Origin of the sequence: Pseudomonas sp. H1h, assembly GCF_000633255.1 — a bacterium.
Classification (GTDB): domain Bacteria; phylum Pseudomonadota; class Gammaproteobacteria; order Pseudomonadales; family Pseudomonadaceae; genus Aquipseudomonas.
Genome location: NZ_AYMJ01000002.1, coordinates 82,243 through 95,252, shown reverse-complemented (window position 1 = coordinate 95,252; position 13,010 = coordinate 82,243). Strand labels below are relative to the sequence as shown.

The following is a 13,010-nucleotide window of genomic DNA, read 5'->3' as shown; positions in this document are numbered from 1 at the left end:
GACGCCGCATCAAATCAAGGTTTGCGCTTACGCGGCCCGGTATTGAACACCGGCACTTTACGCACAGGCTTGATCGAAGGCTCCGGCGCCTGGGTATCGCCACTGTCGACCCACTTGCCAAGATTGCGCTTGCCGCCACCGCCGCCGGAGGTCTTCGGCTTTTTCGGTTTCTTCGGCTTTTTGATCACCTGACCGCTGGCATCGGTATCCGGCACGCGGTGCTCAGGTTCGAAGTCCGGCTCGTTCTGGCGCTTCAAGGTCTGACGCGTGAGCATCTCGATCGCCGAGAGCATGTTCACTTCATCGGCGCACACCAGCGAAATCGCCTCGCCCGTAGCGCCAGCGCGCCCGGTACGACCGATGCGGTGAATGTAATCCTCCGCCACGATCGGCAGGTCGAAGTTGACCACCAGCGGCAGGTCTTCGATGTCCAGACCCCGGGCAGCCACATCGGTGGCCACCAGAATCTGCACTTCACTGAGTTTGAAACGATCCAGCGCACGCTGGCGGGTCGCCTGCGGTTTGTCGCCATGGATGCCGTCGGCATTCACGCCCAGGCCCTGGAGTTTTTCCACCAGCGCGTCAACGCCGTTGCGGGTCTTGGCGAACACCAGCACCTGCTTCCACTTGTTCTTGCGCATCAAGTGCACGAACAGTTCCGGCTTGCGCTTCTTGTCCACCGTCACCACCCATTGCTTGACGGTGTTGGCTGCAACGTTGCGCGGGCTGACTTCGACGCTCAGCGGATCGTTGAGCATCTGCCCGGCCAGCAGGCGGATGTCATCGGAGAACGTCGCGGAAAACAGCAGGGTCTGGCGCTTCTTCGGCAGCGCGCGATAGATGTTCGCCAGCTCTTCGGAGAAACCGAGGTCGAGCATGCGGTCGGCTTCGTCCAGCACCAGGGTTTGCAGCTGATTGAATTTCAGCGCGTTCTGGCGGAACAGGTCGAGCAGACGCCCCGGCGTCGCCACCAGCAGATCGACGCCGCCGCGCAGCTTCATCATCTGCGGGTTGATGCTCACGCCGCCGTACACCGCATAGGTGCGCAGCGGCAGGTTTTCAGCGTACTGGCGCACGGATTCGTGAACCTGTTCGGCCAGCTCGCGGGTCGGCACCAGAATCAGTGCGCGCACCGAGTTGGCGGTGACTTTCGGCCCTTCCATGGCCAGCAACTGCAGCAGCGGCAAGGCGAAACCGGCGGTCTTGCCGGTGCCGGTCTGGGCCGCAGCCATCAGGTCGCGACCGGCCAGAACGGCCGGGATGGCTTGCGCCTGGACCGGCGTTGGAGTCTGGTAGCCGAGCGTCTCGAGGGAGCGCAGCAAGGGTTCGATCAGGCCAAGGGTGGCGAAAGTCATGGGAGTACCGTAGGAAAAATCAGCGCGGTTGCGCAAAACAAGAGTGCAATTGCGCGCAGTTTACCCTAATTCACACGTTGCTCTGCGGGAATGGCTGTCTTCGGCGCCTCCACGACGGGTGGCTGCGCGGGGCGCCGCCATTGCGGCAGACCGATCAGCACCACGGCACTGATGATCACCAGCATCGCCAGCGCTTCTTCCAGGCCGATGGTCTCACCGACAAACACGATCCCCAGCAACACGGCCACCGCCGGGTTGACGTAGGCATAACTGGTGGCCGCCGCCGGACGCACATGCTTGAGCAGGTACATGTAGGAATTGAAGGCGATGATCGAGCCGAAGAAAATCAGGTACGCCAGCGCCAGCCAGCCTTCTACCGGCGGCACGGCTTGCAGGTGTTCTCCGCTCACCGCGCTGCCGATCAGCAGCACCACGCCGCCCACCAGCATCTCCACGGCACTGGCCATCGCCCCTTGCGGCAGCGGCAGGTGTTTACTCCACACCGAGCCGAACGCCCAGGTCGCCGCCGCAAAAATCAGCAGCGCCGCGCCCATCGGGCTCGATTGCAGGTTGGAGCCCATGTTGAGCATGGCGATGCCGATAATCCCCAACGCTACCCCGGCCCATTCCAGTCGAGTGTTGCGCGCACCCCAGAAATACCCGCACAGCAAGGTGAACAACGGCACCGTCGCCACCGCCAGTGCCGCCACGCCGGAAGCCACGCCCGTGTGCTCGGCCACGCTGACCGCGCCGTTACCGAAGCTGAGCAGCAAAATCCCGATGATCCCCGCCGCTTTCCACTGCGCCCACGTCGGCGCCGGTGCCCCGCGCCAGCGCAGGAAGGCGTACATCAGGCTGCCAGCAATCACAAAGCGTACCCCGCCGAGCATCAGCGGCGGCCAGTATTCGACGCCAATGCGAATCACCAGGTAGGTCGACCCCCATATCACGTACAGCGCGAAAAACGCGGCGATCAACGGCAAGGAAAAACGGCGCAAGGCAGGCATGGGCAGCTCGACGGTCAGAGGCAGGGTGTGGATTATTCTAGAAAGGCCTGCGAGCAAAAATAAGTTACAAAACCTGTTTATAGCGCCGGTACACTTTTGAAATAACGGAGATCATCGGGATAAACCGTGATTTCGAAAGTCTGGCAATTTCAGGAGTCTGGTCTTGGACAAATACGACCGCATGCTGCTCAGCGCCCTGTTGGAAAACGGTCGCGCGTCCTACGCCGACCTCGCGCGCAAGGTGAACCTTTCGGCTCCGGCTGTGGCCGAGCGCGTGGCCAAGCTTGAGGCGTGCGGGGTGATCACCGGGTATCAGGCGAACATCGACCTGTCGAAAATCGGCTTGCCGATCCAGTGCATGATCGAATTGCGCCTGCACCAGAACGGCAGTCAGAAGGTCTACGACGAACTGGTGAAAATTCCGCAACTGACCGAGTGCTTTCGAGTGACGGGCGATCCGTGCGTGATGATGAAGGGCGCGGTGGGCTCGATGCCGGAGCTGGAAGAGCTGATCAACCGCGTGGCGAAGTTCGGCTTCAGCAAGACTTCGATTGTGCTGTCGAGCGCGATCGAGAAACGCGTGCCGCTGGGGCTCATCGAGAACAACGGCAAGTAATCAGGCACTCAGACGATCCAAATGTGGGAGCGGGCTTGCTCGCGAAGAGGGAGTGTCAGACAACATATTTGCCGAATGACACACCGCTTTCGCGAGCAAGCCCGCTCCCACAGGGGATTTTGTGTTGGGTTCGGGATCAGCGGTAGCGCTGCAGGTGCTCGCTGACTTTGGCTGCCGGGACTTTTTGCAGTTTGCACAGCAGGTCGTGGTTCAGCTCACGCACCCCATGCTTGTGCCGCAACTCTTGCGCCAGATGCGCCATCAGATTGGCCGCCATCTCCGCATCCGCCATCGCCCTGTGCGCCTGACCGGTGTGCGGCAGGCTGGCGAATGCAGTGAGAGTACCGAGCTTGTGATTCGGCGCCGCTGGCATCAGGCGGCGCGCCAACAACAGCGAGCAGGCAAAATTCTGCAGACGGGTCCGTTTGATCCGCCCAAGCTCGAAGTCCCAGAACTTCTGGTCGAACGATGCGTTATGCGCGACCAGCGGCGTGCAGCCGACGAATTCGTTGACCTCCTCCATTACCCGCTCGGCCGAGGGTGCGGTGCGCAGCATGGCGTTGCTGATACCGGTCAGTTGTTCGATGAAGGCCGGGACGCGTACACCCGCGTTCATCAGGCTCTGGTAACGCTCGACGATGCGCCCGTTTTCCAGCATGACCACGGCGATTTCCGTGGCGCGGCAGCTGCTGTTCGGCGACAGGCCGGTGGTTTCAAAGTCGATGACTGCAATGCGTTCCAAACCGGGTTCAACTCCGTACAAATCAATTCTTCAGTAACAGCTTAATTCTTCAACAACAACGCGCCTTCGATCGGCACGTAACGGCTGGCGGCGCGGATCAGCGAATTGGCGGTCAGGCCGGGTACGCCGTAGGCCACTGCCTGTACGCCGTGTTTGCTGATGATGCGTTCGAGCAGCATGTCGAAGTCACCGTCACCGGAGGCCAGGACGATTTCGTCGACATGGTCGGCCGCGTCCATGATGTCGAGGGTGATGCCCACGTCCCAGTCACCCTTCGCGGAGCCGTCGCTGCGCTGGATATAGGGCTTGAGCTTCACGGTGAAGCCAAGGTTGCGCAGGATCTGCTGGAACTGCTGCTGTTTGCTGTCACCACGGTCGATCGCATAGGCGTAGGCCTCGACGATCTGCCCGTCCTTGCTGATGTCTGCCCACAATGCGGCGTAGTTGAAGTGACAACCATAGGCCTGACGCACGGTGTAGTAGAGGTTCTGCACGTCGGCGAACACTGCGATTTTTTTCACCGGGATTCCTGTGAGCGCATAGCGCACGAAGCGGGATCAGGCGCCAGGCCCGAAAAAGGCGCCCAGTATGCCAGTCCACAGGAAGGTGGCGCGAATAATCAACCCACCACTCCGGACGGATGGTGGATTGTGGCGAGGGGATGTATCCCCTCGCCACAGGTTGGTACGGGCGGCTGATCAGTCAGACGAAGGAATCGTCGTCATCGAAGAACGACGAGTTGTCGTCGCTGTAATCGGTGTCGGCGAGACCACCCTGATCGTTACCGAAGCTGTCGTTGCCGGCCATACGCTGGTCGTTGCCCCAGTCGTTGGTGCTCTGGTCAGCCACTTGCGCCGGCTCTTCCTTGATCACTTCAACGATTTCTTCAGGCTGCTGGTTGTGATGGAACAAGCTGCTGATGCCTTGTGCCAGCATCACGCCACCGGCCACGCCAGCGGCAGTTTTCAGGGCGCCGCCGAGGAAGCTGCTGCCCGCTGCCGGGGCTGCTTGTTGCGCGTAGTTGGGCGGTGGCGCGGCATAGTTCGGTTGTGCCGGTGGCGCAGCGTAGTTCTGCTGCGGTGCCGGTTCACGCCAGCCGCCAGTAGAAGCCGGAGCGCTCTGGGTCGGCGCCGGACGCGAGCTGCCACCGAAGATGCTGGACAGGAAACCACCGCCGCCGCTTGGCGCCGGGGCCGCAGTCTGGGCCTTGGCCGCTTGCAGTTCGGCCTGCAATTGCTGGACTTGCTGGGTCAGCTGCTTGTTCTGTTCGTCGAGGCTCTTGATGGCCGCCTCTTGCACCAGAATCGCCTGGGTCATGAAATAACCTGCCGCCGGCTGGCGGGTCAGGTGTTCCTTGATCCGCGCCTCAGCCTGGGCGTCGCGCGGGGCTGCCTCCGTTTCGGCCTGTTGCAGCCGGGAAAACAGTCCATCGATCAGGGTTTGCTCTTCGCTGTTCATGGCGACCTCGTAGATTGCCGGGGATAACGTTGCCCGTGTCCACTGTGGACAAGGCGCTCCTCTGTAATGGAGGCAGTGACAGGATGTTTCAACGACCTTTACCGAATGTTTACGTTTGTGTCGGCCCGCGCATCATCGGTTAAAGTGAGCCACTGTTTTCGACCTGCGATACCGACTGATGAATGCCTTCGATGTACTGCGTGACTCTCTGTATTTTTTCAAACGCCATCTGGCCAGCATCGTGCAGTTGTGCCTGCCACTGGTGATCTTCGAAGCGGCGCTGCAGCAAGTGGTGGACCATGTCACCGACCCGGACAGCTTCTCCGCCGCCAGCGTCGTGGTCGGTCTGCTGGTGTACCCGCTGTACACCGCCGCGCTGATCCTGTTCCTCGACGCCCGCACCCGCGGCGAAGCCCCGCGCACCCTCGACCTGCTGGCGATGTCCGCCCGTCTGTGGCCGCGCTTCGCCCTGCTCACGGCGCTCAATACGCTGCTGATTCTGCTCGGGTTGTCCCTGTATTTTCTGCCAGGGCTGATGTTGATGGTGATGTTGGCGTTCGCTGAATACCTGCTGGTGCTGCGCGGCATGGGGCCGTTGCAGGCGATGAAGGAAAGCCTGCGCCTGACCCGTGGGCATTTCTGGCGCATCCTGCTGTGCATTCTGTGCGTGATGGGGCCGTTGTGGCTGCTCAAGGGCGCGACGCTGGCGGTGTACCCCGACCCGCAGAATCCGCTGATCGCGGTACTGATCGACAGTGCACACAGCTTCCTGCAACTGTTTACCAGTGTGGTGCTGTTCCGCCTGTTCATGCTGATCAGTGAATTGCCCGACAAACGCAACGGAGTGGCCTGACCTCGTGCCCCTTGGGCCAAGCGTCTGCGGTCGGGTATGCTCGGGGTCACTTTTGTAACGCGATAAGCCGAGCCATGCCCCGTCTGCTGCGCTACACCCTGTTGCCGTGTTTGCTCGCCATCGTCCTGATCGGCGGGCTGATCTACAGCTTGACCTGGCGCCCCGATGCCCGCAAAACCCTGCCAGTCACCTGCACCGGTACGCCGCCGAACCTGGTGCCCGGGCAGGCGCTGAAAGTCATGACCTGGAACGTGCAATACCTCGCCGGCAAGCGCTACGTGTTCTGGAACGACCTGGCCCAAGGCGACGATGAAGCGCCGACGCCGGAAGACATGGCCTTCAGCCTCGACGAAGTGGCGCGGGTGATTCGCGACGAGCAGCCCGACGTGGTGTTGCTGCAGGAACTGGATGACGGTGCCAAGGCCAGTGATTACCAGAATCAGCTCAAACTGCTGCAGGAGCGGGTCACCGACCTCTACCCGTGCAGCGCCCACGCTTTCGACTGGAAGGCCGATTTCGTCCCCGAGCCGCATATCTTCGGCAGCGTTGGCCGACAACTGGCGACCCTGAGCCGCTACCGCATCGAACACGCCGAACGCCTGCAACTGCCGGTGCCCCCGGCGAACCTCATCAGCCGCCAGTTCCAACCGAAGGACGCCCTGCTTGTCACCAAACTGCCGCTGAGTGACGGCGGGCAGCTGACGGTGTTCAACACACACCTGGATCGCGCCAGACAACCCGATGACACCTTGCAGGCGCAAGTGACCGCGGTGGCCAAAGTGCTCGACAAATACGAAAGCCAGGGCCTGCCGTGGCTGATCGGCGGCGACTTCAACCTGTTGCCGCTGGGCCAGTATCAGCGCCTGCCCGCCGAGCAGCGCACGCCCTACTCGATCGACAGCGCGCTGCACCTGTTGTGGGACAAATACCCGATGATCCCGACCAACAACGAAGCCAGCGGCATCGACCGCGCCCACTGGCTGACCCACTACCCCAACGACCCAGGCCTCAATGGCCCGGATCGCACGGTCGACTACCTGTTCTACAGCCCGAAAATCAAACGGGTCGAAGCGAGGGTGCGGCAGGACGATACCTTGCGCGTTTCCGATCACTTGCCGGTCATCGCCCGGTTCCTGCTCCCGGCTACCCCATAGCCAGCAAACACAAGACCTCCTGTGGGAGCGGGCTTGCTCGCGAAAGCGGTGTGTCTGCAAAGTTGATGGCGGCTGACACTACGCCTTCGCGAGCAAGCCCACACACAGGGAAATATGCATGACTCCAAGTCAGTGCACTTCTTCGAGGTCGTCATGCAGCAGCCCGAAGATCTCGCGTTTCATGTCGATGAACGAGCGCTCCATGACCATGTCCAGTGAGCGCGGACGTTCGATCGGCACGTCGAGGATCTGCTTGATCCGCCCCGGTTTGGCGCCCATCACGTAGACCCGGTCGCCGAGCAGGATCGCCTCGTCAATATCATGAGTCACGAACAGCACAGTCTTCTTGCTGTTGCCCCAGACCCGCAGCAACAGCTGCTGCATCTGCAAACGAGTCTGGCTGTCCAGTGCGCCAAACGGTTCATCCATCAACAGGATCTGCGGATCATTGGCCAGCGCCCGGGCAATCGCCACGCGCTGCATCATGCCGCCCGAGAGCTGCTTGGCGTAGTTGTCAGCAAACCCGGCAAGGCCCACTTCGTTGACGTAATAGTCGACGATTTCCTTGCGCCGCGCCGCCGGCATGCCGCGCCGCTTGAGGCCGAATTCGACGTTCTGGCGCACCGTCAGCCACGGAAACAGCGTGTAGCTCTGGAACACCATGCCGCGATCGGCACCGGGGCCTTGCACTTGCTGACCGCCGACGTAGATCTCGCCGGACGTCGGCTCGGCCAGGCCGGCAGTCAGGTACAACAGGCTCGACTTGCCGCACCCCGACGGCCCGACGAGTACCGCGAACTGCTGATCCGGCACCTCGAACGACACCTGTTCCAGCGCGGTGAATGTGCCGCCATCGGGCCTCTTGTAGCGCAGGCTGACCTTGTCCACTTGCAGGCGCGCGGCGGCTTGCGGCGCGGCGGCTCGCGGTTCGAGGAAACGGTGATTGGCAGCGGTTACTGAGCCCATGCGGCAACCCTCAAGCGGAGAAAACGGAACAGTTGATCGGTGACCAGACCCAGCAGGCCGATGATCGCGATGGCGAGGAAAATCACGTCGACCTGAAAGCCGCGCATGGCTTTGAGGCTCAGGTAACCGAGGCCACTGGAGGCCGCGACCAGCTCGGCCACCACCAGATACGTCCAGGCCCAGCCCATGGTCACGCGCAGGGTGTCGAGCACACCGGGCACCGAGGCCGGAGCGATCACATGCAGCACCGCGTCACGGCGGCTGGAACCCAAGGTGTAGGACGCGTTGATCAGATCCTTGGAAATCCCTTTGGACACGTCCGCGATCATCACCAGTTGCTGGAAGAACACACCGAAGATAATCACCGACACGCGCTGCTCCAGACCGATACCAATCCACAGGATGAACAGCGGCACGAACGAGGTCACCGGCAGGTAGCGAATGAAGTTGACCAGCGGTTCGAGGAACGCCTGGACGATGCGAAAGCTGCCCATCAGCAAGCCCAGCGGCACCGCCACCAGCGACGAGACAATGAAGCCGACCATCACCACTTCGACGCTGGCCCACACGTGGGTGCCAAGCGTACCGTCGCGGCTCAGGCGCACGGCCGCCTCGAGCACCGCGCCGGGGGTTGGCAGAAACATCCCCGGAACGATGCCGCCGTAGGACAACCCGGCCCACAGGCCGACCAGCAACACCCAGGCCAGACCGCTGGCGCTCCACACCACTTGCACCGGCAACCCGGTCTTGGGCGTGAGGCAGCGGCTCAGCCATGATTTGCGCTTGAACATGCAGACCTCCTAAAGCGGGCTGACGAAACGGTTGTCGACCAGATCGTCATGGCTGACGTTGTAGGGCTTGCCTTGCAGTTCGCTGGCGGTTTCGTTGGCCAGTTTGATCAGCGCTGCGCTGTCACCCGGCTTGCCCGGCGAACCGAGGAGTTTTTCGCTCATGGCCTGATCGTAGAAACGCACGCCCTTGGCGGCAGCGGCCAGTTCCTTCGGATCGGAGAGGTAGCCGCCGACACCTTTGGCCATGATCGCGTAGGCCTCGTCCGGATGCTCCTGGGTGTACTTGACCGCCTTGTACAAACCGCTGACCAACGCCTTGACGTCCTGCGGCTGTTTTTCGATGACGCTGCAGTTGAGCGCCACCACATCAACGATCACCCCCGGGGTACTGCTGCTGTCGATCAGCACCTTGCCCTGCTGCTTGTCACGCACCATCGACAGGTGCGGTTCCCAGGTCACGGCAGCGGGTACACGCCCGGCGATGAACGCGGTGGCGGCATCGTCGGCGGTCATGTTCTGCACGGTGATGTCGCTCATTTTCATGCCGTTCTTTTTCAGCAGGTACGACAGCCAGAACTGCGACGTCGAGCCTTCGTTGACCGCCACGGCCTGGCCCTTGAGTTCCTGCAACGACTTCACGTCCTTGCCGACCAGCACACCGTCGCCGCCATGGCTGTCATCCAGCGCCGCAACTGCCTTGAAGCAGAACTGCGGGCGGTATTTGAGCACCTCGTCGATGGTCGAGGCCGAGCCGGACAGTTGACCGGAGGCTTGGGCTGCCATGTACATCGAAGCTTCTTCAACTACCGGCAGTTCGACGGTCAACCCGTTTTCCTTGAAGTAGCCAAGGTCCTGAGCCAGATAGAGCGTGCCATAGCCGACCCAGGTGGTATGGCCGATGGACAGGGTGCCGGCCTGGGCGCTGGTCGCGACCGTGGCCGCCAGGGCGGTGATCGCCAGAGGATGGGTGAGACGGATACACAAGGACTTGATCATGGAGCACTCCCGACGCTGTTGATTTAGTTTTGTCATGGGCAGTACGGCCGGCACCGATGATGTAATCCACGCTGCGGTCTCTGCTGGACTCTGGCGTGAAACATCGGGCTGGCGAGATCGATGGTGGCCCATGTGCGATCCGAGGAAAATCAGGAAATAGTTGGCAGCAAATGATGAAAAAACTGGGTAGTGTGCACTGCTAAAGGGCGCGGTTTGCGGGGGTGCTCAAAGGGGGGGCAGATCAGGGATTTTCTGTGACTGACCCACCGCATTCGCGAGTAAGCCCGCTTCCACAGTGGAACGCGGTCAACTGTAGGAGTGAGCCTGCTCGCGAAAAGGGGCGACGCGGTATCAGCGCAACTGAAACCAGGTGGTTTTCAGCTGAGTGTATTTGTCGAATGAGTGCAGCGACAGGTCGCGGCCAAACCCCGATTGCTTGCTGCCGCCGAACGGCACGGTCACGTCCAGCGCATCGACGGTATTGACCGACACCGTGCCCGCCCGCAGCCGTCGGGCCACGCGGTGCGCGCGATGCAGATCATCGGTCCACAGCGACGCCGCCAGCCCATACACACTGTCATTGGCCAGCCGCACCGCTTCGTCTTCATCGTCGAACGGCACCACCGCCAGCACCGGCCCGAACACCTCTTCGCGAAACAACGGCATGTCGGCGCTGACGCCGGTAAAAATCGTCGGCTCGATGAAGTTGTCCGAACCATTGAAACGCCGCTGCTGACCGCCACACACCCGGGCCGCCCCCGACTGCTCGGCGCCGCGAATGGCGCGCATGATGCTCGCCGTCTGCCGGTGATCGACGATGGCACCGGCACGGCTTTGCGGGTCGAGCGGATCACCCGGCAGCCAGCGCTCAGCCTGAGATTTCAGACGCTCGACAAACTCGTCGTGAATCGAGCGTTCGACCAACAGCCGCGAGTTGGCCGAACACACTTCGCCCTGATTGAAGAAGATCCCGAACGCGGCTTTTTCCGCAGCCAAATCCAGATCGCGGCAATCGGCGAACACCAGATTGGCACTTTTTCCGCCGCACTCCAGCCACACTTGTTTGAGATTGGATTGCGCCGAGTACTGCATGAAATATTTGCCAACCTGCGTCGAGCCGGTGAACACCAGACAATCGACATCCGGGTGCAGGCCCAAGGCTTTGCCGGTCTGTTCGCCAAGCCCCGGTAGCACGTTGAGCACGCCCGGCGGCAGGCCGGCTTCCAGCGCCAGCTCGGCCAGACGCAACGCGGAAAACGGTGATTGCTCGGCCGGTTTGAGGATCACCGAATTACCCGCCGCCAGCGCCGGCGCGAGCTTCCACGCGGCCATGTCCAACGGGAAATTCCACGGCACCACTGCTGCCACCACACCCAGCGCTTCACGGGTGATGGTCGCCAGCACATTGGCCGCGCCGGGGGCGATCTGGTCGTAGAGTTTGTCGATGCTTTCGGCATACCAGCGAAACACCCCGGCGGCGCCCGGCACGTCAATGTTGTAAGCGTCCATCACCGGTTTGCCCATATTCAGCGAGTCGAGCAAGGCCAGCTCTTCACGATGCTCCATCAGCAGATCAGCCAGGCGCAGCAGCACTTGCTTGCGCTCGGCGGGCGGGCGCTGCGCCCAGGTACCGGCCTCGAACACTTGTCGCGCATTGCACACCGCCGCGTCCACATCCTCCTCGCCACACGCGGCGACATTGGCCAGTAACTGGCCGGTGGCGGGATTGATCGCAACGAAGGTCTGCCCTGATTGCGCGGCGCAGTGTTGACCGTTGATCACGGCTTGATCGGGAAACTTCAATGCAACGGCCTGGCGCTGCCACTCTGCAAGCTCGAACACGTCGGATGCTCCTTGGACGTTATTGTGCAGTCGATGGTCGCTCAGGCCCCGGCGGGCTAAAACCAGTAAAAATGTCTTCGCAGGCAATGAAAAAACTGCTCAATCGGTTTCCCCAAAACCTGCACGGATGACTAAGGTTCAAGGACAAAAACAACGTCGCGCAGCGGACGCGGCGGCGCACAAATTGCTTGGAAGTCGAGTCCGCTCGTCCTGAGGTTTGCCGTGGCCGCCTACAATTTGCGTCAGCTCAAATACTTCATCACCACCGTCGAATGCGGCAGCGTTGCCGAAGCTTCACGCAAGCTGTACATCGCGCAACCGGCGATCTCCACGGCAATCAAGGGGCTGGAAGACAGCTTCGCCGTGCAACTGCTGATCCGCCATCACGCCCAAGGCGTATCCCTGACGCCCAGCGGTGCACGGTTTTTCCGCAAGGCGCAGGAGCTGTTGCGCATGGCCCGGGAGTTCGAGCAGAACGCCCTGGCCGACAATGACATCGTCGCCGGGCAGATCGACATCGGCTGCTTCGAAACCGTCGCCCCGTTGTACTTGCCGCAATTGATCGCCGGGTTTTCCGCGCTCTACCCCGGGGTGAAAATCCGCATCCGCGACGGCGAACAACAGGAACTGGTGCTGGGCCTGACCTCGGGCACGTTCGACCTGGTCATCCTCTATGAACACGAACTCGACGCCACCATCCAGACCGAGCCACTGATGCCGGCGCAACGGCCGTACGCGTTGCTGCCGGCCGACCACCGTTTCGCCCAGTACAAGCAAGTGTCGCTGCGTGACCTGTGTCTGGAGCCAATGATTCTGCTGGACGTACAACCGAGCCGGACCTACTTCGTCAGCCTCTTCGAAGAACTGGGCCTGACTCCGCGCATCGAGTTCAGCTCGCCGTCGATCGAGATGGTCCGCGGCATGGTCGGCCAGGGCTTTGGCTTCTCGGTGCTGGTCACCCGACCGCATTCGGAATGCACCTATGACGGCAAGAAAGTGGTGTGCGTGGAGATTGCCGAAGATGTCACCGGCTCAGGGCTGGTGGCGGCTTGGCTCAAGCGTGGGCAACTGACCAAGCCGGCGCAGTTGTTCGCCGATTACTGCCGGGAACAACTGACGGGCAAGGCGCGTATTTAGCAGCGAACACGCTCAGACTCATTGTGGGAGCGGGTTTGCTCCCACAGTAGATCGATGTCGCACCGTCAATGGATGGCAGGTTGTGATGTTTTG

At 61.6% G+C, this 13,010-nt stretch carries 13 protein-coding genes; 4 read left to right on the top strand and 9 right to left on the bottom strand.

The window, feature by feature from the left end; genetic code table 11:
* Nucleotides 1-14 precede the first annotated feature (14 nt).
* Nucleotides 15-1,355, bottom strand: coding sequence for a DEAD/DEAH box helicase (locus tag U862_RS0101235; protein WP_025108731.1), 1,341 nt, complete (start codon nt 1,353-1,355; stop codon nt 15-17).
* Nucleotides 1,356-1,420: 65 nt separating this feature from the next.
* Nucleotides 1,421-2,362 (bottom strand): drug/metabolite exporter YedA, encoded by a 942-nt coding sequence (gene yedA / locus U862_RS0101230; RefSeq protein ID WP_025108730.1) that lies wholly within the window; start codon nt 2,360-2,362, stop codon nt 1,421-1,423.
* 163 nt (nt 2,363-2,525) lie between these two features.
* Between yedA and U862_RS0101225 the strand changes: the two genes are divergently transcribed.
* On the top strand, nt 2,526-2,978 hold the full coding sequence (locus U862_RS0101225; RefSeq protein WP_025108729.1) for an Lrp/AsnC family transcriptional regulator: 453 nt from the start codon (nt 2,526-2,528) through the stop codon (nt 2,976-2,978).
* Between the two features lie 136 nt (nt 2,979-3,114).
* Here the strand turns inward: U862_RS0101225 and U862_RS0101220 are convergent, their stop codons facing one another.
* From U862_RS0101220 to U862_RS0101210, 3 genes are all read right to left on the bottom strand, one after another.
* Nucleotides 3,115-3,720: a PolC-type DNA polymerase III gene (locus U862_RS0101220; protein ID WP_025108728.1), complete on the bottom strand. Its 606-nt coding sequence runs from the start codon at nt 3,718-3,720 to the stop codon at nt 3,115-3,117.
* Between the two features lie 41 nt (nt 3,721-3,761).
* On the bottom strand, nt 3,762-4,241 hold the full coding sequence (locus tag U862_RS0101215) for an NYN domain-containing protein (RefSeq protein WP_007949802.1): 480 nt from the start codon (nt 4,239-4,241) through the stop codon (nt 3,762-3,764).
* Between the two features lie 181 nt (nt 4,242-4,422).
* Nucleotides 4,423-5,178 (bottom strand): DUF2076 domain-containing protein, encoded by a 756-nt coding sequence (locus tag U862_RS0101210; protein WP_025108727.1) that lies wholly within the window; start codon nt 5,176-5,178, stop codon nt 4,423-4,425.
* A 178-nt stretch (nt 5,179-5,356) separates the two neighbouring features.
* Between U862_RS0101210 and U862_RS0101205 the strand changes: the two genes are divergently transcribed.
* Both U862_RS0101205 and U862_RS0101200 read left to right on the top strand, forming a co-directional pair.
* A complete protein-coding gene (locus tag U862_RS0101205) occupies nt 5,357-6,031 on the top strand; it encodes a YciC family protein (RefSeq protein ID WP_025108726.1) in 675 nt (224 codons plus the stop codon).
* A gap of 74 nt (nt 6,032-6,105) precedes the next feature.
* The gene (locus U862_RS0101200) at nt 6,106-7,185 is read left to right on the top strand and encodes an endonuclease/exonuclease/phosphatase family protein (protein WP_025108725.1); all 1,080 of its coding nucleotides are present in this window, start codon (nt 6,106-6,108) and stop codon (nt 7,183-7,185) included.
* 129 nt (nt 7,186-7,314) lie between these two features.
* Here U862_RS0101200 and U862_RS0101195 read toward each other — a convergent pair whose 3' ends face one another.
* From U862_RS0101195 to U862_RS0101180, 4 genes are all read right to left on the bottom strand, one after another.
* Nucleotides 7,315-8,151, bottom strand: a complete 837-nt coding sequence (locus U862_RS0101195) for an ABC transporter ATP-binding protein (RefSeq protein ID WP_025108724.1) — start codon at nt 8,149-8,151, stop codon at nt 7,315-7,317.
* On the bottom strand, nt 8,139-8,942 hold the full coding sequence (locus U862_RS0101190; protein ID WP_025108723.1) for an ABC transporter permease: 804 nt from the start codon (nt 8,940-8,942) through the stop codon (nt 8,139-8,141). The genes U862_RS0101195 and U862_RS0101190 overlap by 13 nt, the downstream gene beginning before the upstream one ends.
* A gap of 9 nt (nt 8,943-8,951) precedes the next feature.
* Nucleotides 8,952-9,938 carry an ABC transporter substrate-binding protein gene (locus U862_RS0101185; protein WP_025108722.1) on the bottom strand — a complete coding sequence of 329 codons (987 nt, stop codon included), beginning with the start codon at nt 9,936-9,938 and terminating at the stop codon, nt 8,952-8,954.
* Nucleotides 9,939-10,289: 351 nt separating this feature from the next.
* A complete protein-coding gene (locus U862_RS0101180) occupies nt 10,290-11,780 on the bottom strand; it encodes an aldehyde dehydrogenase (RefSeq protein ID WP_025108721.1) in 1,491 nt (496 codons plus the stop codon).
* Nucleotides 11,781-12,002: 222 nt separating this feature from the next.
* Here U862_RS0101180 and U862_RS0101175 point away from each other — a divergent pair, with 222 nt between their 5' ends.
* Nucleotides 12,003-12,917 (top strand): LysR substrate-binding domain-containing protein, encoded by a 915-nt coding sequence (locus U862_RS0101175; RefSeq protein ID WP_025108720.1) that lies wholly within the window; start codon nt 12,003-12,005, stop codon nt 12,915-12,917.
* Nucleotides 12,918-13,010 lie beyond the last annotated feature (93 nt).

Coding starts and splice junctions, on each gene's coding strand:
- U862_RS0101210 (WP_025108727.1), bottom strand. CDS start 5,178: ATGAACAGCGAAGAGCAAACCCTGATCGATGGACTGTTTTCCCGGCTG.
- yedA (WP_025108730.1), bottom strand. CDS start 2,362: ATGCCTGCCTTGCGCCGTTTTTCCTTGCCGTTGATCGCCGCGTTTTTC.
- U862_RS0101205 (WP_025108726.1), top strand. CDS start 5,357: ATGAATGCCTTCGATGTACTGCGTGACTCTCTGTATTTTTTCAAACGC.
- U862_RS0101200 (WP_025108725.1), top strand. CDS start 6,106: ATGCCCCGTCTGCTGCGCTACACCCTGTTGCCGTGTTTGCTCGCCATC.
- U862_RS0101235 (WP_025108731.1), bottom strand. CDS start 1,355: ATGACTTTCGCCACCCTTGGCCTGATCGAACCCTTGCTGCGCTCCCTC.
- U862_RS0101190 (WP_025108723.1), bottom strand. CDS start 8,942: ATGTTCAAGCGCAAATCATGGCTGAGCCGCTGCCTCACGCCCAAGACC.
- U862_RS0101185 (WP_025108722.1), bottom strand. CDS start 9,938: ATGATCAAGTCCTTGTGTATCCGTCTCACCCATCCTCTGGCGATCACC.
- U862_RS0101195 (WP_025108724.1), bottom strand. CDS start 8,151: ATGGGCTCAGTAACCGCTGCCAATCACCGTTTCCTCGAACCGCGAGCC.